The sequence below is a fragment of the Paracoccus sp. PARArs4 genome, assembly GCF_947311865.1.
Taxonomy (GTDB): Bacteria; Pseudomonadota; Alphaproteobacteria; order Rhodobacterales; family Rhodobacteraceae; genus Paracoccus; species Paracoccus zeaxanthinifaciens.
This window is the reverse complement of sequence record NZ_CAMZMW010000002.1, coordinates 1-24,286: the sequence shown is the minus strand read 5'-3', so window position 1 is coordinate 24,286 and position 24,286 is coordinate 1. Positions and strand designations below refer to the sequence as shown.

General features: G+C 65.2%; 15 protein-coding genes. 10 read left to right on the top strand and 5 right to left on the bottom strand.

Annotated features, from left to right (window positions below):
* Position 1: 1 nt before the first annotated feature.
* From QMZ16_RS01550 to QMZ16_RS01540, 3 genes are all read left to right on the top strand, one after another.
* A complete protein-coding gene (locus tag QMZ16_RS01550; protein WP_282601850.1) occupies positions 2–979 on the top strand; it encodes a glycosyltransferase in 978 nt (325 codons plus the stop codon).
* The gene (locus QMZ16_RS01545) at positions 976–1,809 is read left to right on the top strand and encodes a glycosyltransferase (RefSeq protein ID WP_282601849.1); all 834 of its coding nucleotides are present in this window, start codon (positions 976–978) and stop codon (positions 1,807–1,809) included. The genes QMZ16_RS01550 and QMZ16_RS01545 overlap by 4 nt, the downstream gene beginning before the upstream one ends.
* 244 nt (positions 1,810–2,053) lie before the next feature.
* The gene (locus tag QMZ16_RS01540; protein WP_282601848.1) at positions 2,054–2,734 is read left to right on the top strand and encodes a sugar transferase; all 681 of its coding nucleotides are present in this window, start codon (positions 2,054–2,056) and stop codon (positions 2,732–2,734) included.
* Here QMZ16_RS01540 and QMZ16_RS01535 read toward each other — a convergent pair.
* Entirely contained in the window at positions 2,684–2,908 is a 225-nt protein-coding gene (locus tag QMZ16_RS01535; RefSeq protein ID WP_282601847.1) for a hypothetical protein, read from the bottom strand. The two genes, QMZ16_RS01540 and QMZ16_RS01535, sit on opposite strands and share 51 nt — an antisense overlap.
* A gap of 127 nt (positions 2,909–3,035) precedes the next feature.
* Here QMZ16_RS01535 and QMZ16_RS01530 point away from each other — a divergent pair, with 127 nt between their 5' ends.
* Positions 3,036–4,292, top strand: a complete 1,257-nt coding sequence (locus tag QMZ16_RS01530) for a glycosyltransferase (RefSeq protein ID WP_348984647.1) — start codon at positions 3,036–3,038, stop codon at positions 4,290–4,292.
* On the opposite strand, the gene QMZ16_RS01525 is transcribed toward QMZ16_RS01530, so the two are convergent.
* From QMZ16_RS01525 to QMZ16_RS01510, 4 genes are read right to left on the bottom strand one after another with little or no spacing between them, the layout of a single operon-like run.
* Positions 4,221–4,886, bottom strand: coding sequence for a 4'-phosphopantetheinyl transferase superfamily protein (locus QMZ16_RS01525; RefSeq protein WP_282601846.1), 666 nt, complete (start codon positions 4,884–4,886; stop codon positions 4,221–4,223). The genes QMZ16_RS01530 and QMZ16_RS01525 overlap by 72 nt on opposite strands.
* Positions 4,883–9,433: a MupA/Atu3671 family FMN-dependent luciferase-like monooxygenase gene (locus QMZ16_RS01520; protein WP_282601845.1), complete on the bottom strand. Its 4,551-nt coding sequence runs from the start codon at positions 9,431–9,433 to the stop codon at positions 4,883–4,885. The genes QMZ16_RS01525 and QMZ16_RS01520 overlap by 4 nt, the downstream gene beginning before the upstream one ends.
* Positions 9,420–10,409 (bottom strand): glycosyltransferase, encoded by a 990-nt coding sequence (locus QMZ16_RS01515; RefSeq protein ID WP_282601844.1) that lies wholly within the window; start codon positions 10,407–10,409, stop codon positions 9,420–9,422. The genes QMZ16_RS01520 and QMZ16_RS01515 overlap by 14 nt, the downstream gene beginning before the upstream one ends.
* Entirely contained in the window at positions 10,406–16,753 is a 6,348-nt protein-coding gene (locus tag QMZ16_RS01510; protein WP_282601843.1) for a type I polyketide synthase, read from the bottom strand. Before QMZ16_RS01510 ends, QMZ16_RS01515 begins: the two co-directional genes overlap by 4 nt.
* Positions 16,754–16,989: 236 nt before the next feature.
* Between QMZ16_RS01510 and QMZ16_RS01505 the strand changes: the two genes are divergently transcribed.
* The 6 genes from QMZ16_RS01505 to QMZ16_RS01480 all read left to right on the top strand — a co-directional run bounded on the left by QMZ16_RS01505 (position 16,990) and on the right by QMZ16_RS01480 (position 24,173).
* The gene (locus QMZ16_RS01505) at positions 16,990–18,345 is read left to right on the top strand and encodes a hypothetical protein (RefSeq protein WP_282601842.1); all 1,356 of its coding nucleotides are present in this window, start codon (positions 16,990–16,992) and stop codon (positions 18,343–18,345) included.
* Positions 18,346–18,359: 14 nt separating this feature from the next.
* A complete protein-coding gene (locus QMZ16_RS01500) occupies positions 18,360–19,970 on the top strand; it encodes a GMC family oxidoreductase (RefSeq protein ID WP_282601841.1) in 1,611 nt (536 codons plus the stop codon).
* Positions 19,967–20,869: a hypothetical protein gene (locus QMZ16_RS01495; RefSeq protein ID WP_282601840.1), complete on the top strand. Its 903-nt coding sequence runs from the start codon at positions 19,967–19,969 to the stop codon at positions 20,867–20,869. The genes QMZ16_RS01500 and QMZ16_RS01495 overlap by 4 nt, the downstream gene beginning before the upstream one ends.
* Positions 20,866–22,200 (top strand): oligosaccharide flippase family protein, encoded by a 1,335-nt coding sequence (locus QMZ16_RS01490; protein WP_282601839.1) that lies wholly within the window; start codon positions 20,866–20,868, stop codon positions 22,198–22,200. The genes QMZ16_RS01495 and QMZ16_RS01490 overlap by 4 nt, the downstream gene beginning before the upstream one ends.
* 63 nt (positions 22,201–22,263) lie before the next feature.
* Complete coding sequence (locus QMZ16_RS01485; RefSeq protein WP_282601838.1) at positions 22,264–23,022, top strand: WecB/TagA/CpsF family glycosyltransferase; 759 nt, start codon at positions 22,264–22,266, stop codon at positions 23,020–23,022.
* Entirely contained in the window at positions 23,022–24,173 is a 1,152-nt protein-coding gene (locus tag QMZ16_RS01480) for a glycosyltransferase (RefSeq protein WP_282601837.1), read from the top strand. The genes QMZ16_RS01485 and QMZ16_RS01480 overlap by 1 nt, the downstream gene beginning before the upstream one ends.
* The last annotated feature ends 113 nt before the right edge of the window (positions 24,174–24,286 follow it).

The following is a 24,286-nucleotide window of genomic DNA, read 5'->3' as shown; positions in this document are numbered from 1 at the left end:
CATGGGCAATAATACAAAGATAGACATTACGTCCAGTCTTGCGGCCGTGGTGATAGGCCGGAACGAGGGCGCGCGCCTGATCGCGGGGCTGAAGCGGCTTGGCCCGCTGGTCGACCGAATCGTCTATGTCGACAGCGGTTCGAGCGATGGCAGCGTTGCCGCCGCGCTGGACCAGGGGGCCGAGGTGGTGGAACTGGACCTGGGCACCCCCTTCACCGCGGCGCGCGCGCGGAATGCGGGCCTGCGCCATCTGTCCGACAATCCGCCCGAATTCGTGCAGTTCATGGATGGAGATTGCCTTCTTGATCCCGACTGGCTGCACCATGCCACCCTCGCGATGATCGAAAATCCGAACTGGGGTGCCGTCGCGGGCAGACGGCGCGAGATCGCACCCGAACGGACATTGTACAATCGCCTGTGCGACGCGGAATGGGACACCCCGGTCGGACCCGCCCGCGCGATCGGAGGCGATGCGCTGCTTCGCCATCAGGCATTGTCCGGGATCGGGGGCTATCGCGACAGCCTTATCGCAGGGGAAGAGCCTGAGATGTGCGTCCGTCTTCGCGCCGCAGGCTGGGAGGTGCATCGGCTTCCGCACGAGATGACGCTGCACGACGCCGACATGACGCGGTTCGGGCAGTGGTGGAACCGGACACGCCGGGCCGGCTTCGCATTTGCCGAAGGGGCCGCGCTTCACGGCAAGCTGCCCGAACGGCACTGGGTCGCGGAAACGCGTCGAGCGGTGCTGTGGGGGGCCGTGCTGCCCGTCGCCGCAATCGTGCTGGCACTGGCGATCCACCCTGTCTTTCTGCTGCTGTTCGTGGCCTATCCCGCCCAGATATTGCGGCTTTCACGCCGGATGGACCCGATCAGGGCCGTCTTCACGGTTCTTGGAAAGTTTCCCGAGGCCCTGGGCGCGCTGGAGTTCCACATCGGCAAAGTTCTTCGGCGCAGAACCGGATTGATCGAATACAAATGACGACGCTCAGCATCATCGTTCCGGCCCACCAGGAGGCAGGGCATATCGGCAATTGCCTGAACGCCCTGCTTCAACAGCAAGTGCCGCACGGCCATAACGTCGAACTGGCGATCGTTCCGAACGGTTGCACCGACGACACAGCCGAGATCGCACGGGATTGGATCGCCGCGTTCCAGAAATCGGGCTGGTCCATGCGCGTCGTCGAGACGCCGACCGGCGGCAAGGCGCATGCGCTCAACCTTGGCGACGACGCAGCAACCGGCGAGCTGCGCTGCTATCTCGATGCGGATATCGAGGTCGCAGAAGGCATGATCGAGGGGCTTTTCACGGCTCTCGACTGCCCCGGACCGCGATATGCCGGCGCGCGGCTGGTCGTTTCGCCAACAAGCAGCAGCATCTCCCGCATCTATGCCCGGTTCTGGCAGAAGCTGCCCTTCGTCGCGCAAGGAGTGACCGGGGCAGGACTTTTCGCGGTGAACGCCGAAGGGCGACAGCGGTGGCAGCGCTTTCCGGATCTCATCTCGGATGACGGCTTCGTCAGACTGAATTTCGCGCCCGCGGAAAGAAAGCGGGTCGAGGTCGATTATCTCTGGCCCATATCCGAGGGACTGGGAACGCTGGTGCGCGTCCGTCGCAGGCAGGATGCGGGGATCAGGCAATTGCGCGCGCTGCACCCCGAACTGGCAGCGAACGATACCGGCGACAGGCCGGACCGACGCACGATCAGGCGTCTTGCGACACGGGATCCGATTGGCTTCCTCGTCTATTCGACCGTGGCACTTCTGGTCAGGTCGGGGCGAACGCCCACGACCTGGACCCGGGGCAGGTGATTCGGGCGGATATTCGCACATTCATATGCGTATCTTTCGCGTCAATCCTGAGTTGCAGACCCGAGAATACGGTCAACTTTTAAAAGATCCATCGCGCAAAAACTATCCTAAAGCATACAATAGTTTGCGCGAAAAATAACTCAGCTAACTTATAGACAGCTATCCAAGCGGCGTCGTTTTTGTCAGGACTGCTTCATTAAAGTTTTAACGAGGGCCCCCGCTGTTGGGGGATGTGGTTGTTCGCATGGTCTATCGTCACGACGAGAACGACATGCTGCGTGAAGTGGCGGCAGCCGAGCTGCTGGCCGACCTTCCGCAGCGGATCTACACCGGCTTCGGCAAACGCGTCATGGACCTGGGCCTGATCGCAATGTCGCTGCCCTTCCTTTTGCCCCTGATGCTGATCATCGCTTTCGCGATCGCGCTGGATGGCAAATCACCGTTCTATTCGCAGGACCGGTACGGAAAAGACTGGAAACGTTTCCGGCTATTTAAATTCCGGACCATGGTCTATGACGCGGATAAAAAGCTTGCGGAGTATCTGGCGGATAATCCGGCTGCGCGCGAAGAATGGGAAGTTAATCAGAAACTGCGCGACGATCCCAGGATCACGCGCGTGGGACGAGTTCTGCGCCGGACCTCGCTGGACGAACTTCCCCAACTGATCAACGTTGCTTTCGGTCAGATGAGCTTGGTCGGCCCGCGACCGATGATGATCGAGCAGCGCGAGTATTACCCTGGCGAGAATTACGCCGCCATGCATCCCGGTTTGACCGGCCTCTGGCAGGTCAGTGAGCGCAACAGCACCACTTTCGCTGCCCGCGCGGAATATGACCGCGAGTATCGCGAAACCGTCGGCCTTCGTACCGACGTGCTAACGATTGCGCGCACTTTCCGCGTGGTTGCGCGCTGCACCGGCATGTAGGGCCTGGATCTGGCGCTTGACGAAGGGGCAGGCCGCGATCGCCAGCGCGATCCCGGCCATCGTCCCCAAGCCGCCACCCACATAGCCGTAGAGGAATGCCGCGAGGAAACCCGCCCCGTTGACCCAGAGCGTGACGGCGCTTGTCAGGCCGACGGCAATTGATATGGTAATCATTCCAGCGAGCATTTAGCCTTTCCTCCACGCTTCTATTATGCGCCTCGGAATTACGACCGGCAATAAAGCAATGCCGCGAGATACCGATCGGTTCAGTTCACCGCAGAATAAAGGCCAATTACCGCAAATGGACAGCGAAAAACGGCAAGTCGTCGCCGAAAGCGGCACTGATATGCACAATAGCACCGCTGTCACCGTCGGATATGTGGTAAATACCTACCCCCGGCCATCCCAGACCTTCATCCGACGCGAGATTCGCGCCCTCGAAGCACAAGGTCTGCGTGTCAGGCGATTCGCAATGAGAGCCGATGGCGCCGCGCTTCCCGACCAGGCCGATCGCGAAGAGAAGATGGCGACCGAGTATATCCTGGCACACGGGGCTGCAGCCCTCGGCAACGCGCTGCTGCGGAATCTGGCACGCGCGCCGCAAGTGCTGGCATCCGTGCTTCGTGCAGGCAGGCAGGGCGGTCCGGGCCGCGGCGTCCTGCGGCAGATGATCTATCTGGCCGAGGCGGCCATGCTGAAGCGCCTGTGCGAGGATCAGGGCGTGACGCATCTGCATGCCCATTTCGGCACGAACTCGACGGATGTCGTGCGCTATGTGAAACTGCTGGGCGGGCCCGGCTACAGCTTTACCGTTCACGGCCCCGAGGAATTCGACCGCCCGCAGGGCCTGTCCCTGGGCGACAAGCTTGCAGACTGCCGGTTCGCCGTCGCGGTCAGTTCCTTCGGACGCAGCCAGCTTAGCCGCTGGACGGATGCCGCCAACTGGGACCGGATCCATGTCGTTCATTGTGGCATCGAACCACGGCTCTTCGCGGCTCCGGCGCCTCTGCCCGAGGGGCCGCTGCGCCTCGTCGCCATCGGCCGTTTCGCCGAACAAAAGGGCTGGCACCTTCTGATCGACGCGCTGAGCCGTGCAACCCAGCCGGTCGAGCTGACGCTGGTGGGCGATGGGCCGATGGGGCCCTCCTTGCGCCAGGCCGTTGCCGAAGCCGGACTGCAGGATCGTGTGCACTTGCCGGGATGGCTGAACGAGGAAGGCGTCCGGGCAGCCATCGCGAATTCCCATGCGCTGGTCCTGCCAAGTTTTGCAGAGGGACTGCCCGTCGTCCTGATGGAGGCGATGGCTTCGGCACGCCCCGCGATCGCGACCTATATCGCCGGCATTCCCGAGCTGATGCAGGACGGCAAAACGGGCTGGCTTGTCCCGGCAGGCGATGCCCAGGCTCTGGCCGATGCAATCGACGCCGCCGCCACCACGCCACGCGACGAGCTGATCGCAATGGGCCGCGCCGCACGGGCGCGCGCGCTAACGAGGCACGATGTCGGGATCGAGGCTGCGAAGCTGGCCGATCTGTTCCGCGCCCAGCCACAGCGCTGAAAGAACCACGCCTTCCGCGATTGCCCACCGCCCCGCGATCCTCAGGTCGGAAACCCGCGCGGCAAAGCCCGACGCGTGCAGCGTGATCGCAGCATCGCCGAAATCCAGCCAAAGCCCGGTGGATGGGAACTGCGCCTTGAACAGCGATTCCTTGGCCGAGAAAATGATCCTTGCGGCCAGCCCGTCATCAAGACCGCTCTCGTTCAAGTCGCGCCCGTGCAAGATCTCTGGACGAAGGTCGCAAGGCAGTGGCGCGGCCGGTTCGACGTCCACCCCTATCCCGACGATTTCACCCGCGACCACACCGGTCGCGACAGCGACGCCGCCTCCGTGCGAGATGCTTCCGCACATACCCTTTGGCCAGACCGGTGCACGCCCGTGGCCAACCGGCAAGGCAACGGGCGCATGCCCCACCATGCGCAGCGCGTCACGCGCTGCCGCGCGACCGGCGGCGAATTCGCGCCTCCGTGCATCGACTGCCCTGCCAAGCGCGGCGATCTCCTCGGGCCAGGGCTCGGGCGCGTTGTCCAGGCGACATACGCCATATCCCGCTTCGGAAGGCAGGACCGCCTGAAGGGCGGCCCGCAGGTTCATCTTCTCGGTCTCATCTGCGCCCTCAGCGCACGCCGGGCGGCCATCATGTCCTGACGCCCATCGTCGACAGGGGCCGCGGCCTGAACGACCGGACGTGGTGCTGCCGGCTTGATCTCGGCAGGCGCCTTGCCCGCGGAAAGATGAGCCGCAAGATCCCGCAATACCGGGAAACGGAAGACATCGGTGATCGATGCACGCTGCAGACCCAGTTCGTCCCGCAGACTGCGATGCAATTGCACGGCAAGAAGCGAATGCCCCCCAAGCGTGAAGAAGTTATCCTCGGGGCGTACCTCGGCCAACCCCAGGATACGGGCCATCAGCGCGGCGATGCCTGCCTCTAGGTCGCTGCCACCCATGGCCTGCGCAGCGGCGGGTGCAGTCGCGGGCTGCGGCGTGACGGGCTTCGGAACCGGTGCTGGCGCGGGCTGAACATCCGTCACGGCCAGCGACTTGCGGTCGATCTTGCGGTTCGGGGTCAGCGGCATGGCGTCCAGCCGGTGAATGCGAAGGGGAACCATGAAATCCGGCAGATCCCGTGCAAGTGCGGTTCTGATCCCCTGCACATCCAAGCCTTCGTCGCCGGTCACGAATCCGGTCAGCTGCCTTTCGCCGTCGCCTTCGGCCTTGGCGATCACCGCAACCTCGCGCACCCCCGGCAGGGCCGCCATGCGGGCCTCGATCTCTCCCAGTTCGATGCGGTAACCACGCAGCTTCACCTGCTGATCGACCCTGCCAAGGAACACCAATCGTCCGTCGGCTTCGCGGCGGCACAGATCGCCCGTCCGATAGAGCACGCCTTCGGGTGTTTCCACGAAGGCCTTGGCCGTCTGTTCTGGTCGTTCCCAGTATCCACGGGTCACGCCCGCGCCACCGATCCACAGCTCTCCTGCGACGCCGTCGCCGACGGGTTGTCCCAACGGATCGCGCAGATGAAGGCTGGTCCCCGCAATCGGGTCGCCAAGCCAGACCGACACACCTTCATGCCCCAGATCGGCCACCGCGGACCAGATCGTCGTCTCGGTCGGACCGTACATGTTCAGGATGCGGGCCTTGCTGCTGGCCCGCAGATCGGACAGCAGGCCGGGGCTCAGCGCCTCGCCGCCAAGTGCGATCATGCGCAGCCCGCGCATTGCCTTTCGCGTGGCCTCATCTTCCAGAAGCAGGCGCGCCATCGAGGGCGTGGCCTGCAGATGGGTGACGCCATGCCGCTCGATCTGGGCCGCGATGCTGTAATCGCCCTGGGTTTCGGTGATCGGATTGACGCGATCATGAAGCACGGCCAGATGCTGCAGCCCCTCCATGACCTGCGCGGACGGAATGCCATAGTCTATGAGGCAGGCGATCTCGTTCACGCCGATCGCCTGCAGTTCCCGGATGCGGCCCTCGGCGTCGTCAACCGTTCCGAACAGCCCGGAATCGTTGAAATACCGCAGGAAGGCGAATTCCAGGATCCCGTCCATCTCCTCGTCCGAGAGGGTGGACAGGTCGATCGACATGGGATCGGTGACACCTTGCGGCTTCTTGAAGGCGGGAAATGCCCAGGCGTACTGCTTCACCAGCGCGGCGGCGGCACGCAGATACTCCTTCATCGGCTCTCGTGCGACTTCCATGGCTTCGTCGCGGCTGTCCGACAGGAAGCTGTGCAGCATCAGCGTCACGGTGAAATCGGCGGGATCGTGGCCCGCCTCGCGCAGCGCTTCGTGATATTCGGGAATGCGCGCGGCGATATCCTGAACGCTTTGACCCAGCAGATGCGTCAGCACGTTCGCGCCCAGCCGCCCAGCCTCGCGCCATGTCGCCGGATTGCCCGCCGTCGTGACCCAGACCGGAAGCTCGGCCGAGACGGGGCGCGGCTGGGTGACGACCGCGAAAGGCGTGCCGTCAGCGCGCGGAAACTCGACCTCTTCGCCTCTCCACAGGCGGCGCAGCTTGTCGATGGTCTCGATCATCGCGGGCTTGTTCTGGGGCGGTGCATTTTCGGGGCGCAGCACGAAATCGTCGGGCTGCCAGCCCGAAGCGATTGCCAGACCCGCGCGCCCATTCGTCAAGTTGTCGATCACGGCCCATTCCTCGGCGATGCGCGCCGGATGATGCAGCGGTGCGACGCAGGACCCGGCCCGGACGCCGATATTCCGGGTGACGGCGGCAACCGCCGCACCCGTCACCGACGGATTGGGATAGGGCCCGCCGAAGGCGTGGAAATGACGCTCGGGCGTCCACACCGCTGCAAAACCGTGTTCATCGGCAAAGCGCGCGCCGTTCAGCAGCAGATCGTACTTGCGCGGCCCCGCACCGTCGTCGTTGCCCCAGTAGAACAACGAGAACGCGGTGCCGCTGCGCTTGCCGCCCTGAACCGGCGCCCCCTGCCCGGTGGCAAGCATGTCCCCCGCAATGACGACCTTCCACCCCCGAGAGAGGGTCCAGAATATCTCGAGCACCGAGATGTCGAAGGACAGGCTTGTCACCGCAAGCCATGTCCCCGGCTCTCCGTCAGTGGGGATGCGGGCGTCCATTCCCGCGAAGAAGTTGATGACGTTGCGGTGCTCGACCATGACGCCCTTCGGCTTGCCGGTCGAACCCGAGGTATAGATCAGGTAGGCAAGATCCCCACCCGCCGAACGCGCAGGCTCGGCCTCGGGGCCCGATGCGTCGAGATGCAGGACACGGGCCTCGTGACGGGGCAGGTTGCCGGAAATGGCCGGGTCGGCGACGACGACCTTTGCTCCGCTATCTGCAAGGTAATGCGCGATGCGATCGTCGGGATATGCCGGATCCAGCGGGACATAGGCGCCGCCGGCACGAAGGATCGCAAGCGCACCGACGACCAGTCCCAGCCCCCGCGGAGCATAGATGCCCACCGGGTCGCCCGGACCGACGCCCATCGCCGCAAGCTGTCGGGCGAGGCGACCCGACTGGGCGTCAAGCTCGGCATAGCTCAGCTGTCGGTCTGCAAAGACCAGCGCGGGCGTATCGCCGCGCAGGGCGATCTGGCGTTCGATGGTCTCCTGGATCGTCGCCGCATCCTCGGTCGGGCCGTCATCGTTGCGGGCCACATGAGCGGCGCGGCCCTGAGCGATCGTCGGCGCACTGGCGATGGGCTGGTCGGGGTCTGCTGCGGACAAGGCCTCGATCACGTCGGCGATGGGCTGCCATGCAGTGGCAGACAGCCGTGTGGTGTCGATCCAAAGATCGATCCCTGCGGTCTCACCCGATGCGGGGGCGATGCAGATCGCGCATCCCGCAGGCGCCTGTCCGGGGTCCTTGGCGATGATCAGACCCGGGATGCCCGGATGCGAAAGCTCGGGCGCGCGCCGGACCAGATCGGCCATGATGCCCCCCCTGGCATCGTTCTCGGCCCGCACCTTGGCCAGCAGACCGGCCAGTTGCGCAAGCGTCAGATCCTCGGCCTCGACAGCGAGCGGCTTCCATCCAAGCAGATGCCCCGCCGCGCTTTCCGGCAGATCGCATCCTTGGGCGATATCGAAACCGGTGGAGCCGGTCATCCGCGTCACAGCTCCGACAATCGCGGCAAGTGCGATGTCGAAATCCTGAGGTCGCGCCAAGGCTATGGTCCGGGGCAGCCAGTCGGGCGCCTGATCCGACGAGGTCGTCCCCGGCACCGCAAGCGGGGCAAGCCGTGCAAGGCGCTTGCGCCAGAACGCATCATGCCTGGCGGCCAGGGCCATCGCAGCGTCGCGCGCCGCATCCTGCTGCGGCAGAGGCAGCACCTCTCCCTCGGTCACGCCGCGGATGGGCGACAGACGAACCGCGCCCGTAGCGCAGGCGACCAGCGCGTGATCCTCGCCGACCCCGAGCACCGTTCCGGGCATGCCGTTTGCCGAAACAGGCTCGGCGCGGTCCACGAACTGGACGCCCTTCGACGATGCGATGCGCGGCTTCAGAAGCGGGTTCCAATACGGCCCGTGATCCAGCGCATCGACCATCCGGGCGACATCCTCGGCCGGTTCCGAGAAGTCCAGCAGACCCGCATTGGACGGACGGTCGGCCTTCATGTGGCGACGCAGGGGTGCCGCATCCTGCGGCGTGCCGCCATCCTCGCCCTTTTCGAGCATCTCGACCAGCCGAGGCAGGCTCTGCAGCGCCACTTCCCAGCAGCGCGCGTTCAGCGTCAGCGCGGTATCGCCCCGCTGGACGGGAACGGGCGCGCGCAGAAGGATCGCGCCCTCGTCCACCCCGCCTTCGATCCGGTGCCAGGTGATCGCGTGATCGGTTTCGCCCTCAAGCAGCGCCCAGACGGGCACGTTCAAACCCGCGCGTTCCGGCAAGGGGCCATCGTGGAAATTCACCGCACAGCGGCGCGCCTTGCCCAAGGTCTCGGGCTTCAGGACATCCAGATTGGCGACGCTGAGGAGATAGTCGCATTCCGCGGGCGCCCCCAATGGCAGCCCTTGCGCGGCGGCCATCCGTGCCAGCTCGGGGTCCTTGACCGTGAAGGACACGACACGATGCCCGCGGGCCTGGACAAGCCGCGCCGCCTCGAGCGCGAGCGAGGCGTTACCGATCAGCGCGAAATCAAGCTGGGTCACGACGATACTCCGAACGATTGATCTGCCGGGGACGGCCCGGCGCGAATGCATGGCGGATCAGGGCGGCGGCCTGACCCTTTGGGAAGGTGGGATCGTCGCGACCAATCGCCATGCGAAGCCTCCGCACGCCCAGCCCGGCCAGATGGGCCACGGTCGCCATCACCGCATAGGCGCGTCCGTGATTGTGGCGGAAGTAGTGTTCACGCGACTGGAACCAGTAGTCCGGAGGAATCTTCCATTCCTTCATCCCGGTCGTGGCCGAACCGATATGCGCGACGCGCGCCTCGGGCATGTAATGCGTCGGCCATCCGGCCTCGGCAGCGCGCCGGCACAGGTCCGTTTCCTCGAAATACAAGAAAAAAGCTTCGTCGAAGCCACCGATCCGCTCCAGGACATCCGCACGGATCATGAGGGAGGCGCCCGCGACCCAATCCACCGGCCCCGCCTGCTGCGGCATGGGCATGGCCACGATTCTGCGCGACAGGATACGAGAGATCGGGCCGGTCTGGGCCGCGTTCTCGAACTCGCTCGCGACCGAGGGGAAGCGGAAATGCGTCTCGTGATGCCGACCGTCCGTTCCCTCGACGCGACTGCCAAGCAGCCCGACACCGGGCCGGGCATCCATGTAATCGCGCATCAGCCGGATCATGGACGGATCGGGGAACGCATCGGGATTGAGGATGAGGACATGGTCGACATCCGGGCCGCCGGGCTGCTTCAGCCCGAAATTGTTGCCTGCTCCGAAGCCGCCGTTCCGCCCCGCCTGCAGGACGCGGACACGCCCCGATTCCGTCCAGCCGCGCGCGTCGGCGGCCGAAAGCAAGGTTTCGAAACTGCCATCGCCGGAATCATTGTCGACCAGGGTGATCAGCCCCTCGATCCCTTCCATCGCGTGCAAGGCCGTTTCGGCCGACCGCAGCGCCATGTCGGCACTGCGCCAGTTCAGGATCACCACATGAACCGAGCCGGGTTTCATTCCGCGGCCTCCTGTCTGCCAGATCGCACCTGCCTGTCCGCCTCGCCCAGCTCGTCGCGCATGCGCGCGGCTAGCACCCGCACGCAAGGTTCCAGAACCATGCTGTCGTGGTCCCCCGGCACCTCCTCGACGGCCAGGTTCGGCATCCAGGGCGTCCAGAGATTGTCGTGATAGACGTATTCCCTGGCGCTGCTGACATGCTGACCGTCCGAGACCGCGAAACGGCGATCCAGCCGCGGACGATAGAGCGTCACCGGGCCGGCCCATTGTTCCATCCGGAACTTCGGCAGTGCGCCCAGGAATGCCGCGTGGATCGCGGCGTTGTGGAAGCCGCCTGCCGCGGCCTCTGCCCGAGGTCGGCGGCGGGCGCGTTCATAGGCGATCTTGTTGCGCGCCCAGTCCACGAAGAAGCGTGGACCCTGTTCGCGGATTTCGGCGGCACGGATCAGCAGCTTGTCCTTACGGGTCAAGGTCGGTCGCAGCGGAACCGGGGTATCCAGCATCACCAGCCGCGCGATTTCGTGACCCCGGGCGTCCAGCTGTCTCGCGATTTCCAGCGCGGTGAGGCCACCGCCCGAGAAGCCCGCGACAAGATAAGGTCCCTCGGGCTGGATGCTCAGGATTTCCTCGATACAGCTTGCTGCAGCTTCGGCCAGCGTCTCGTGCGGCGGCGCGTCGCCGAACAGGCCCTGCGCCTGAAGCCCCCAGACGGGACGGTCAGGCGACAGCCTTTGCGCCAGCGACCGCAGGTTCAGGACGTTGCCGAACATGCCGGCGACGACGAACAGAGGCGTGCCGCCCCCGGCCGCACCCTGGCTCATGGGCACCAGATGCGTGTATTCGCCCGCCTGCTGATCGGACGCGCGCTTCTCGGTTGCGCCGCTTTCGGGGCTGGCCCCGATCCTGCCTTCGATCAGCTTCGCAAGGCCCGCGACATTCGGGGCCTCGAACAGGGTCGCCAGCGGCAGGTCCAGCCCATAGGCCTTGCGGATCATCGCGAACAGGCGCACGGCGATCAGCGAATGCCCCCCAAGGTCGAAGAACCCGTCGTCGACGCCGACCTTGCTGACACCCAGAAGATCGCGGAAGAAACCTGCCAGGCTGCGTTCCAGATCGTTGCGGGGTTCGACATAATCGTGATCCAGCTCGGGGCGGTCGAAGCTTTGGCCGGTGGACATGTCGCGGGCACGACTGGTCCGCGTTTCATGCGCGATCAACCCCGGCAGGTCCATGCTGGAGATGGCGATCTGCCCCAGCCCGCTGGCGATGCCGCGCATCAGCAGTTCAGGCCCCAGCGCGGGCGGAATCCCCTGGGAAATCATCTGCCCCAGCCTGTCATGCGAAGGCCGCGCGGCAGCCTCGGGCGCGATGGGCTGCGCCTGAAGCTGCGCCGATGGGGCCGCATCCAGACGGCGAAGCGTCAGCCCCTCGACCTCGATCAGGACATTGCCCTGGGGATCGGTCAGCGTCACGTCGAACGATGCGTAACCCTCGCCCGCATCGGACGCCCGGACATGGCTGATGACTGCCTGGGGCAGCACGGCATGCACCTCGACCGAGCGGTAGGACAGCGGCACCCAAAGCTGCCTCCGGTCATATCCCGGGACAAGCGCCATGGCCCAGCCGGTCGCGATGTCCAGCAGCGCAGGGTGCAGAAGGTAGCCTTCGTCCAGATCGCCCCGCACCGCATCCGGGAGGCGCAGGTCGGCCAGCCCTTCGCCGTCCTTCAACCAGGTTGCCGTCAGGACCCGCCAGCGCGGCCCGAATGCCATCTGGCCTTCCTGAGCCGATTCCAGCGCGTACCCGGTCGGTGCATGATCGACCCGCATGCCGGCCCGCAGGCCCTCAATGTCCAGATGCCCGGCGTGCGACCTTGCCGCCACCACCCGCGCTTCGGCGATGGCCACCATGCCGTCCCCTGCCGCCGCCTCGAGCCGGAACTCGGCCTCGCCCTCTCGCGGGGTCAGGGTCGCGCGGAAGGCACGTTGCGTACCATCCTCGACCGTCAGGGGGTGCATGAAGGTCAGATCGCGCAGCCGCCATGGAAGGGCATGCCCGCCAGAGCGCAAAGCCTGGGCGGCAATCTCGATCGTGCCGGTTCCGGGCAGCAGCGCCACGCCGTCGCGCGTCCGGTGCTCCGCGATGATCCAGTCGTCGGATGCCAGCACCCCGCTGAAGCGATGCCCGCCATCGACGGCAGTCCTGGTCGTCAGCAAGGGCTGGTCCGCCGGTTCCGGCGCAGCCTCGTTTCCGGCCCCGCTGACCGCATCGGCTGCCATGCCGATCTGCGACCAGACGCCCCAGTTCAGCGCAGTCACCCGACCGAAGGCCGCGATCCCCGCACTTGCGACCGCATTCAGGTATTCATTCGCCGCCACATAGTCGACCTGCCCCGTCGCCGCGATCTCGGTCGAGGTGGACGAGAACAATATCGTCCGCCGCACCGGAGTCTCGGCAAGCACATGCGCAAGGTTGCGCGTCCCGTGCAACTTGGCCGCGAAAACATCCTCGACCTCGGCCCCGGTCTTGGCCAGCATGGGCGCGTCGGCGACGGTCCCTGCCGCGTGGATCAGGTCCGTGATCCGCCCCACATCCCTGCGGATTCCCTCGACAGCCTGCGCCAGCTGCGCGGCATCCGCGACATCCGCCACCGCGATGGTGACGCGCGCCCCGGCCGCCCGAAGTTCGGACAGGGCCGCAAGCCTGCGGGATTCGCGATTGTCGGGATCCGCCGCGATGCGTTCCGCCCATTCCTGCTCTGGCGGCAGCGCACGCCTTGCCAGCAGAACGACACGGGCACCCCGTTCAAGGGTCAGCCATTGCGTCAGGCGCAGCGCGATCCCGCCAAGCCCGCCGGTGATCAGCACGACGGAATCGGCGTTGAACTCGTCCTGCTCGGGCGGCGGCAGCTGTTGCGCCTTCAGCCGGCGGGCATGACGGCGCCCGTCGCGCCATGCGGTCCGCGCGGGCGGCGTCGGATCAAGAAGGTCCTCGACCAGCCTGTCGGCGATCGCATCCGGCCTGCCCTGCGGCGCGGGCACATCGATGCTGCGCGCCGAAAGCCAGGAAAACTCTCGCATCCCGACGGCGAGCGGGCCAAGAACCATCGCCTTCTCGGGAGAGATCACCTTTTCGGCAGCAATGCTTGCGGCGCCCGAGGTCACCGCGACCAACGACACCGGCGCCCCGCCACCTTCGGAGGCAAGGGCACGGATCAGGTGGAACAGCGCGTAGAAACCCTGTTCGATATGGCGGTGGAAGGGTGAAAACCCTGCCCGCGCACCGCTGCGCGTCGCGTCGGGAACCAGCCAGAAGCTGACGATGTGATCCGGCAGTCGGTTCTGCGTCGTCAGGCTTGCGATCAGAAGATCGAAATCCGAGGCACCGTTCTCCGGTGCCACCATGAAGCCGTCATCCGATACCTGCGCGAAGGAATCGCCGGGCCTGAGTTCGATCACCTCGTGCCCTGCTGCGCGGAGCCGCCTGACCACCGCGTCGCCCAGGCCGGAATCGTCGTTCATGACCAGCCAGCGTGCCGGTTCGCCGATGGGCCGTCCATCGCTGTCCAGTTCGACATCTGGCGCCGAAAGCCGCCATGTCGGTCGCCAGCCCCAGCCCTCGTGGTCCGGAAGGCGCATCGGCATCGCGTCGGCCTCGGGGTCGGCGGCGGTCCCCGTCGCGGGTTCGATGAAGAAACGGCGGCTTTGGAAGACATAGCCCGGCAGCGGAACGCGAAGACGCCGCTCTCCCCAGATGACATCCCAATCGAGATCGAGCCCGGCCGCCCAGAGGCGCGCGAAGGCCAGCAGGAAGAACTCGTCATCCTCGATCTTCTGGTCCGGGTGCCGCAGGCTGCTGACGACCTGCTGAGGCGATGCCCCGCAGGCCTGCGCCAGCGATGCCATCGCCCGACCCGGCCCCACCTCGAGGAACAATGTCCCCGGCACCTCGCGCAGGGTCGCGATGCCGCCTGCGAAATCGACATGGTTCCGCAGATGCGCCACCCAATAGCCCGGATCGGTCGCGTCGGCATCTGTCATCCAGGTGCCTGTCCGGTTCGAGATCAGCGGTATCTTCGGAGCGCTGAGCGTGATGCCGCGAAGGAAATCCTCGAACTCGGCCAGGATCGGTTCCAGCATGCGGGAATGCGCGGCGATATCGATGGCAATGCGCTGGCATTCGATGCCGCGCGCGGTCAGTCGGGCCTGCAGTGCGTCGATCAGGTCCTGCGCCCCGGATGCGACCGACAGGCCGGGCGCGTTGATCGCCGCAAGGTCCAGCCCGTCCCCCGCCTCGGCCATCAGCTCTTCGGCGGACAAGGCGACGCTGAGCATTCCGCCGGGGGCGATGCGGTCCATCAGCCTGCCGCGCAACTCGACCAGGGCGATGCAGTCCTCGAAGGACATGACGCCCGCGATGCATGCGGCGGTGTTCTCGCCCATGGAATGGCCCGCCAGCGCATCGGGCGTGACGCCCCAGCTGATCCACAGCTTTGCCAGTGCATATTCGACCATCATGATCAGCGGCAGCTGCACCGAGGGCCGGCTGAGCGCCGCGACGGCGGCAGCCTGATCCTCGGGCTCGGGGATCCAGATGGATCTCGCGTCCCGACCCGTCAGGGATTCGAGCACCGCAAGCCCGCGGTCCATCCATTCCCGGAAGACGGGCTCGGTCTCGTAGAGCCCGCGTCCCATCTGCACGAATTGCGCACCCCCGCCCGGGAACAGGAACGAGACGCGCGGCGCCTGCGCCGGTCGATCGTGGTTGAAGACCCTGCGCGGATCGTTCGTCTCCAACAGGTCGGCGGCCTCGGCGGAATTGGCCGCCACCAGGACGCGACGCTTGTCGAAGACGGTGCGCCCTTGCTGGAGGGTAAAGCCGACATCGGCGAGGTCGGCATCGGGATTGTCGCGCAGCCAGGCGGCCAGGGCCTTGGCGTTCGCGTCCAGCGCCGCGCGGTTCCGCCCGGAAACGACCAAGGGCTGCACTGGCCAATCGGACGGATCGCCGGATATCCGGGCCGGGGCCTCGTCCACGACGACATGGGCGTTGGTTCCCCCGACACCCAACGCGTTCACACCTGCCCGTGCGGGCCGGTCGGGATGGCTGGGCCAAGGCTGCAGGCTGGCTGCCACCGAGAACGGTCCCGAGGCGAAATCGATGACGGGGTTCGGTGCCTCGTAGCCCAGGCTTGGCGGGATCTGCCGGTGATGCAGGGACAGCGCTACCTTGATAAGACCAGCGCCACCTGCCGCGGTATCCAGGTGGCCGATATTGGTCTTGACCGAACCGATGGCGGTGCGTCCTCCGGGGGATCCAAGCGCGAAGGCCTCGGTCAGGGCCGCGACCTCGATCGGATCGCCAAGCCGCGTTCCCGTCCCGTGGCATTCGACGTAATCGATGGTGGCGGCATCGACGCCCGCCAGCAGATGCGCCTCGGCGACGGCCGCGGCCTGCCCCTCGACGCTCGGTGCAAGATAACCTGCCTTGGCGGCCCCGTCGTTGTTGATCGCGCTGCCGCGGATCACGGCCCAGATGTGATCGCCGTCAGCGATCGCATCCGCCATGCGCCGCAGAACGACGACAGCCGTGCCGCTGCCGAAGACGGTTCCTTCCGAACGGTGATCGAAGGCACGGCAATGCCCGTCCGGCGACAGGATCTCGTTCGGCTTGTACATATAGCCGCGGCCCTGCGGAAACTCGATGGTGACGCCCCCGGCCAGCGCGGTGTCGCAATCCCCTGCGACCAGGGCCTGCGCCGCGGCATGCACCGCCACCAGAGAGGTCGAGCAGGCGGTCTGCACGGAAACGCTGGGGCCTCGCAGGTCCAGCGCATGGCTGACGCGGGTCGCAAGGAAATCCTTGTCGTTACCCGTGTGCCGCAGCAGGAACATTCCGGTTTCTTCGACCAGATCGCGATTGCTGCATATATTGACGGCAAAGTAACTTCCCATTCCGCAACCGGCCCAGACACCCACCGATCCCAGATTGTCGGGGCGGTGTCCGGCATGTTCGATCGCATGCCAGCAGCATTCGAGGAACTTGCGATGCTGCGGGTCCATGATCGCGGCATCCTTCGGGCTGAGCCCAAAGAACTCGGCGTCGAACATGTCGTATCCATCCAGCAATGCCGCGTGGGGAACATAGTCCGGATGGGCGATGCGCGCGGCACTTTCCCCTGCGGCTTCAAGCTCTTGCTGACTTAGGGGGCGAATGGATTCGATGCCGTCCCGCAGGTTGCGCCAGAACTGGGCGACATCCGACGCGCCCGGCACGTCGATGCCCATTCCCACGATCGCGATGTCGCCATCACCAAAAGGATGCGCCGTCGAACCAGGGCCCATGATTGCCTCGCAATTATTCAAACTTCGACCAAGAAAAACAGACAGGCACGCGCCCGGCAAACTTTCTTCTCGCATATGCCGCTACGATTCACAAATACCATGAGAGGATTCCGAAGAAACCTATCCATAATGATGATGGAAAATGCGGCCACGCTGCGCTAGACCCGTTCTCGGCATCAATAGAGAGCCGCGTAGTGGGTAATTCGATCGCTTTTATGGTCCTGGCCTCCTGGCCTGTGGTTGCGGCATTCATCTTTGCCCGCTTCCCGGTCGAGCGTGCGCTGATCCTGACGGTCCTTGCCGGCTATCTGGCGCTGCCCCCCGTCACCAGCATCAACCTGCCGCTTCTTCCCGATCTGGAAAAGAACAGCATGATCGCCCTGACGGCGACCTTCGGCGCGCTTCTGTGCAAGCGCCACGCCGAAAATGCGGCACCTCGGCTGGAACCCTGGCTGGGCGCGCTGGTCGCATTGTGGCTGGTCACACCGCTGGTGACGGCCATGACGAATACCGAACCGCTGGTCGACGGGATCGCCTTCCGTCCGGGCATGAGCCTCGGCGAAGGCATTGCGAACATGCTGTCCGCCGCGATGGAAATCGCCCCCTTCCTGCTGGGCTTCTGGCTGCTTTCATCCGAGAAGGCGATCCGGGAATGGCTGTTCGCGCTGGTCGGGGCAGCACTGATCTACAGCATCCCCATGATGATGGAGGTGCGTCTCAGCCCGCAGCTGAACGTCTGGATCTACGGGTTCTTCGCCCATGATTTCAGCCAGACGATCCGTTATGGCGGCTTCCGCCCGATGGTGTTCCTGGCGCATGGGCTGTGGGTCGCGATGTTCAGTGCGATGGCGCTGATGGCCTCGGCGGCGCTGCTGCGGATTGCCGGCCCCGAGGATCGCGCCCGCAGGCAGCTGATCGTGATCTATCTGTTCGCGGTGCTGATCCTGTGCAAGAGCCTGGCCTCGATCCTCTATGCGCTTGCGCTGGTGCCCCTGATCCTGCTCGCGCGGCCGCATCGGCAGATGACGGTCGCGACGGTTCTGGCCGTGGCGGTGCTGCTCTATCCCCTTGCGCAATGGCTGCGCATCTTCCCTGTCGAGCCCTTAATCGACTTCCTGACCGGCCTCGATGCCGAACGTGCGCATTCGCTCAACTTCCGCTTCATGAACGAGTTCACGCTTCTGGACCGCGCGACCGAGAAGATGCTTGCGGGCTGGGGCGGCTGGGGGCGCAACCAGGTCGTCGACCCGGTGTCCGGGCTGTTCGTGACCGTCACCGACGGATATTGGATCGTCGTGATGACGACATTCGGGATCCTGGGTTATGTCGGCAGTTACGGGCTGCTGTGCGGCGCGGTGATCCGGGCCGGACTGGCCGCACGCAAAGGTGTCGTCAGTCACGCCTCGGCGGGGCTTGCGATCCTGCTGTCGGCCAGTCTCGTGGACCTGATCCCCAACGCGACACTGGTCAGCCTGACATGGCTCTCGGCGGGGGCGCTGACGGGCTATGCGGTTCGCGGGGCGCAATCGACCCAATCGACGGCGCAACCGGTCGCGGCACGCAAGCCCGCGTTCCGGGCGATAATCGGTTAAGCGGGGATCGACGCATGACCGAAGACAGCGCGCAGATCACATGGGATGTCGTCGTCATCGGCGCAGGCTTGGGCGGAGGGGTCTTCGGCAGGCAGCTGGCCGAGGCGGGATACCGCGTTCTTTTCGTCGATCGCGGCCATATCGGCCCAAGGGACGCCACCGGCGCGATGGAGAGCGATCGAACCGACCCCGAGGAACGCAACCGCGCGGGCTGCTGGCCTGCCCCGGTCGAGGCGACTGTAAACGGCGTCACGACCTCGGGTTGGGGTGCACAGGGGACCGGCCCCGGCGGAACCTCGGTCTTCTGTGCCGCCGCGATGGAACGCCCCGAACGCCACGACATCGAGGATGTAGCCGATCTTCGGCATCCCACGGGCGGCTGGCCCGTCGGGCATGACGCGTTCACGCCCTGGTTCGACAAGGCACGATCCCTGATGGCGGTGAACGGAACACCCGATCCCCTGGGCGAACCCGTGTCGGGCATGGCGACACCCCTGCCCCCGCCCGAAGCCGAGATCGCATTGGGCGCCGCTTTCGAGGCCGCGGGGCTGCACCCATATCGCGCACATCTGGGCATCCGGCAGCTGCCGGGCTGCCAACAATGCCTGGGACGTCGATGCCCGCGCGCCTGCAAAATGGACGGCCGCTCCGCCGGGGTCGATCCCGCGCTTGCCACGGGCAATGCCACCTTCTGGGATCGCACTGCGGCCTTGGCGCTGGAAAGTGAAGGCGGTGCCATTTCCGGATTGCGCGTCCTTCGTGGCGGCAGGGAAACAGTCGTTCGCGCACGTCACTATGTCCTTGCCGCAGGGGGGTTCGGGTCACCACGCCTTCTGCTGGCGTCACGATCCGAGGACTGGCCCCAAGGCTGCGCAAACAGCAGCGGCCTGGTCGGGCGCGGCCTCATGTTCCACCTGAACGAACGCATCGCCTTGTGGCCCGGACGTTCGGCCAAGTCGGGCCACGGCGCGGCCAAGCCATTCTCGTTGCGCGACTTCTATCGTGACGGAGCGGATCGACTGGGTCTGTTCCAGTCCCTTGGCCTTCCTGCCGATTACGGCAACATCCTGATGGTGCTTCGTCAGCGATACGACCGCTCGGCCCTGCGCCGCATCCGCATCGGGCGCCCGCTGCTTCGCATTCCCGCGCGGATCGCGGCCCTGGCCTTGGGCGACGCTCGTGTCTATGTCGGCATCCTCGAGGATATGCCCCATGATCGGAACCGGGTGATCTACGATCCCGCACGTCCCGACACCATCATCTACGACTATGTCATCGACGAGGAACTGAGGGCGCGGCGCAGCAGGTACCGCCGGATGATCAAGCGTCGCTTGAAGGGCATCCGCAGCCTGTTCCTGCACGACGCGCCGGAACTGAACATCGCCCATCCCTGCGGCACGCTGCGGTTTTCGTACGACCCCAAGAAGGGTGTTCTGGATCCCGATTGTAGGGCACATGACGTGCGCAATCTCTGGTGCGTCGTTTCCAGCTTCATGCCGACATCGACCGGCGTGAACCCCGGCATGACGATCGTCGCCAACGCATTGCGTGTCGCCGACCGCCTGACCGCCGCCCTTCAGGCCAAAATGCAGGCGGCCGATACTGCCGCAAGGAGTTCAAGATGATCCCTTCCCGATCGACCCTGTTGATGGCCGCGATGCTGCTGGCACCTGCGACCGCCTTTGCCTGGGAACCCCGCGACGAAAGCCGCGTCTTCTTCTTCGGCAATAGTCTGATCCATCACCTGACCGACACCGACGAGACGACGACCCCGCACTGGATCGCCCTGATGGCCGCCCATTCGGGCAAGACCTTCGCGGGCGAGGGCACATGGGGCTTCCCCCGGGATTTCGCCAAGAAGCTGCCGCCCGATGCGAATTGGGACATCAAGGCGATGCCCGATGCCTGGAACCACTGGACCCAGCCGTTCTTGGGGGGCCGCTTCGACACCGTGATCTTCAACACCGAGAACTATATCCAGTACGACCCGGCCGATCACCGCTATGCCGACAGCTGGCGCGAGACGCCGCTGGACGCGACGCTGGTCACGGTGGACTGGGTGATGGAGAATGCGGACGCGCCACGGTTCCTGATCTACGAGGGTTGGGCCGATCTGCACCCCTTCGCGAAGGCGGTTCCCGCATCGGACGAGGAAATGGCGGCCTATCACGCCCATGCGACCGGGGATTACGCCGCCTGGTACGACGATTTCGTCGAGAAGCTGGCAAAAGAACGGCCGGATGTCACCTTCGACCTGATCCCCGTCGGGCGCGTCATGTCACAACTGCTTGGCGAGGCCCCCCTGTCCGAGGTGCCCTTCGATGCGCTCTACTCGGATCTTTCCCCACATGGAACGGAAACCATCTACCTGCTGGCGGGCATGATCGCCTACGCCGCGATCTTCGGTGAAAGGCCGCCGGAAGGACTTCCGCTGCCGGACAGCATCGCCCCCGGATTTGCGGATCACTACGAGGAGACGGCCGATGCCGTCTGGCAGGCCGTCACCGCCGAGGCGTCGAATTGAGCGCCATCCTGACACGCATCGGGGCGCTGGCTTCCGGGCAGGGCCTTGCGCAACGGGCATTTCGCGGCTCGGCGCTGACGGTACTTGGGTTCGGCAGCATGCAGGCGATCCGTCTGGGATCGAACCTGATCCTGACCCGGCTTCTGTTTCCCGAGGTCTTTGGCCTGATGGCCCTGATCATGGTGATCATCCAGGGCCTGAACAACTTCTCTGACGTGGGCATCACCCCCGCGATCATGCAGAGCAAGCGCGGCGACGATCAGTCTTATCTGAACACCGCGTTCACGATGCAGGTGATGCGGGGCATCGGGCTGTGGATCGCCTGTTGCATCTTCGCCTATCCGGCAGCCCGGTTCTACGAGATCCCCGAACTGGTCTGGTACCTGCCTATCGCCGGCCTGACGACCATCATCCACGGCCTGCAGACGACGCGCGTCGAAAGCGCGAACCGGCATCTTCAGATGGGACGCCTGACACTGGTCGAGGTGCTGGCCGCCCTGTTCAGCGTGATCGTCACGATCGCGCTGTCGGCAGTCATGCGCTCGGCCTGGGCGCTGGTGATCGGTCTGGTCCTCGGGGCGATCATCAAGGTTCTGTTGGCCGCACGCATGCTGCCGGGCACGCCCAATCGCCTGCACTGGGATCGCAGCGCCGTCACCGAGCTCGTGTCTTTCGGGAAATGGATCTTTCCCTCCACCGTCGTGGGCTTCGCGCTTTCACAGGGGGACAAGGCCATCCTGGGCAAGTACCTGACGCTTGGCGAGCTGGGTATCTACAACATCGCATTCTTCTTCGCGAGCTTTCCCGTCCTGTTGGGACAGACGGTCATCACCAAGGTCATGATCCCGGTCTATCGCGATGCCGCAGGCGCGGAGGCCGAACACCGCTTCCGACAGTTGCGCAAGGTGCGCGCGGGCCTGACGGCGGGCTTCCTGCTGCTCACATTCTTCATGGCCGCGATAGGACCGGCCCTCGTACAGCTTCTTTATGATGCGCGCTATGACAGTGCGGGTCCGATGGTGACGATGATCGCATGCGCGACCATTCCCGCGCTGATCGGTCTGACATACGATCAGGCAGCACTGGCAAGTGGAAACTCGCGCGGATATTTCTCGCTGACGCTTGTCCGCGCTGCGCTGTTCCTGACCTGCTTCCTTGTTGGCGTTCGGCAGGCCGGGATCGCGGGCGGACTTGCGGGGCAGGCATTGGCGACCGTCGCAGCCTACCCCCTGATCGTTCGGCTGGCCCGCAGGCACAAGGTCTGGGATCCGCTGCACGACCTTCTTTTCGGTGCAATCGGGGCGGGCCTCGCCGCGGCACTTCTTCTCTAGGACGGCGTATGACGGACGGGCCATCACCTGTTCGGCAAGAAACAGATCGGAGTATTCGACCTCATGCAGTTCAAGATCGGTCCCGACACGATTTCCCTTACCGTTCCCGACAAGGCGGCCTTGCTGACCGAGGTTGCGCAGCGTCTGGATACGCGGCGCGGCTTCGCGCTGGCGACGATGAATGTCGATCACCTGAAAAAGCTGCCCAAGGACGCGCGGTTCCGGGCAGCCTATCAGGCGCATGATCTGATCGTTGCGGATGGAAACCCAGTGGTCTGGCTCGCGCGGCTTGGCGGCCAGCAGGTTTCGCTGGTCCCCGGATCCGAACTGGTGGTCCCTCTGTGCAAGCTTGCGGCAGAGGCAGGGGTGGGCGTTGCGATCATAGCGGGGACCGAGGAGGCGGCGCGTGACGGTGCGTCCGAGCTGCAACGTATGATCCCCGGCCTGTCGGTCGTTCTGACCACGGCACCGGGCTTTCCGTTCGATCCCGACGGCCCCGAAGGCGACGAGCTTCTCGACCGGCTTTCCGCGTCCGGTGCCGGCCTGTGCCTGCTGGCAGTCGGTGCCCCAAGACAGGAAGTGTTTGCGGCCCGGGCCTGTCGCGCACTGCCATCGGTCGGCTTCGCATCCGTCGGAGCCGGCATAGATTTCATCGCTGGCCGCCAGCGGCGCGCCCCCGTACTCGTTCGTCGTGCGCGGCTTGAATGGGCGTGGCGCGCAGCGCTGAGCCCACTGCGTCTCGGCCCGCGCTATGCCCGTGGCGCGTTGATCCTGCCCGGCCATGCGTATCGTACGTTTCTGGCGCGTCGAGGCCGCGGGTGATGGGCGGGCTTCTGGTATTGACCCCCTCGGTCCACGTGATCGAAGGCCCCGAGGGCCTGCGCATGGACGACAAGTTCCACGAGGGGCTGCGTCTTCATGCGGCAGAATGGGACGGTCCGCTGCGCCTGGTCATACGTCGTGGCACGACACCTTTGCCGTTCTCGAGCATCGTCGACCGAAACGAGCTTCCTTGCGAGCTGCATGTGATCGATGCCGATGCACGTATCGGTGCGACCGAACTCGAGGGGGCCGCGGTCGTCCTGGCCGCGGCGGATGATGCACGCCAGTTGCACCTGCCGTCGGTGGCCGCTCAGGTTGACGTCAAGCTTGTCTACGCGATCGAGTATGACCTGCGGACACGGCTTCAGATCGCGCGGCTGGACCTTGCGGGGCGACCGCTGAAGCTTGCGCGTTCGTGTCAGTGGCTTCTGGGGCAGGAGATCCGGCGGCGGCGTGCCTTGAAGCGTGCGGATGGCATTCAAGCGAACGGCTATCCGGCGGCAAAGGCGTATTCGCGCGTTGCACAGGACACTCTGGTCTACCTGGACGGGCGCATGAACCTGGAAAGCATGGCCACTGCCGAAACCCTCGCGCTGCGTGGTCGGCGGACCGGCCCGCTTCGGATCGTCTCGGCAGGCAGGCTGGTTCCGATGAAGGGTGCGCAGGATCTGGTGCCCTTTGCACGTGCATTGAGGGATCTGGGAACGGAGTTCCGCTTGGATATCTACGGCGATGGCCCCTTGGCATCGTCAATCCGAGCCGAGATCGCGCGTCATGATCTGGGTGAGATCGTCAAGCTGCATGGCGCGGTGGATTTCGCGCGTGAACTCGTGCCGATCCTGCAGAACGAGGCCGACCTTTTCTATGCGCCTCATCGGCAATCCGACCCGTCTTGCATCTACCTCGAGGCGATGGGCTGCGGCCTGCCGGTCTTTGGCTGTTCGCGGCGAATGTGGGTCCCGATGTGCCGGCAATCCAAGGGCGGTTGGATCGGCAAGTCAGGCGATCCAGTGGGCCATGCATCAGCGATCTCGATGCTGGATCGAACAAGCGTCCTTGCGGCGAGTGGCCGCGCTCTTGCGTTTGCACGCGATCACGACTTCCTTGGGCAGTTTCGCCGTCGGATGTTTCATCTTGGTATTTTTCTGTGATCTTGAACGCGGACAGCCCCCCTTTTCGGGAGGCTTTTTTGGTTGCGGGGGCAGGATTTGAACCTGCGACCTTCAGGTTATGAGCCTGACGAGCTACCGGGCTGCTCTACCCC

Bases quoted from the DNA above. Each gene is read 5' to 3' on its own strand.
- QMZ16_RS01530 (WP_348984647.1), top strand. From the start codon at position 3,036: ATGGACAGCGAAAAACGGCAAGTCGTCGCCGAAAGCGGCACTGATATG.
- QMZ16_RS01500 (WP_282601841.1), top strand. From the start codon at position 18,360: ATGACCGAAGACAGCGCGCAGATCACATGGGATGTCGTCGTCATCGGC.
- QMZ16_RS01540 (WP_282601848.1), top strand. From the start codon at position 2,054: ATGGTCTATCGTCACGACGAGAACGACATGCTGCGTGAAGTGGCGGCA.
- QMZ16_RS01485 (WP_282601838.1), top strand. From the start codon at position 22,264: ATGCAGTTCAAGATCGGTCCCGACACGATTTCCCTTACCGTTCCCGAC.
- QMZ16_RS01515 (WP_282601844.1), bottom strand. From the start codon at position 10,409: ATGAAACCCGGCTCGGTTCATGTGGTGATCCTGAACTGGCGCAGTGCC.
- QMZ16_RS01525 (WP_282601846.1), bottom strand. From the start codon at position 4,886: ATGAACCTGCGGGCCGCCCTTCAGGCGGTCCTGCCTTCCGAAGCGGGA.
- QMZ16_RS01535 (WP_282601847.1), bottom strand. From the start codon at position 2,908: ATGATTACCATATCAATTGCCGTCGGCCTGACAAGCGCCGTCACGCTC.
- QMZ16_RS01545 (WP_282601849.1), top strand. From the start codon at position 976: ATGACGACGCTCAGCATCATCGTTCCGGCCCACCAGGAGGCAGGGCAT.
- QMZ16_RS01495 (WP_282601840.1), top strand. From the start codon at position 19,967: ATGATCCCTTCCCGATCGACCCTGTTGATGGCCGCGATGCTGCTGGCA.
- QMZ16_RS01550 (WP_282601850.1), top strand. From the start codon at position 2: ATGGGCAATAATACAAAGATAGACATTACGTCCAGTCTTGCGGCCGTG.
- QMZ16_RS01480 (WP_282601837.1), top strand. From the start codon at position 23,022: ATGGGCGGGCTTCTGGTATTGACCCCCTCGGTCCACGTGATCGAAGGC.
- QMZ16_RS01510 (WP_282601843.1), bottom strand. From the start codon at position 16,753: ATGGGCCCTGGTTCGACGGCGCATCCTTTTGGTGATGGCGACATCGCG.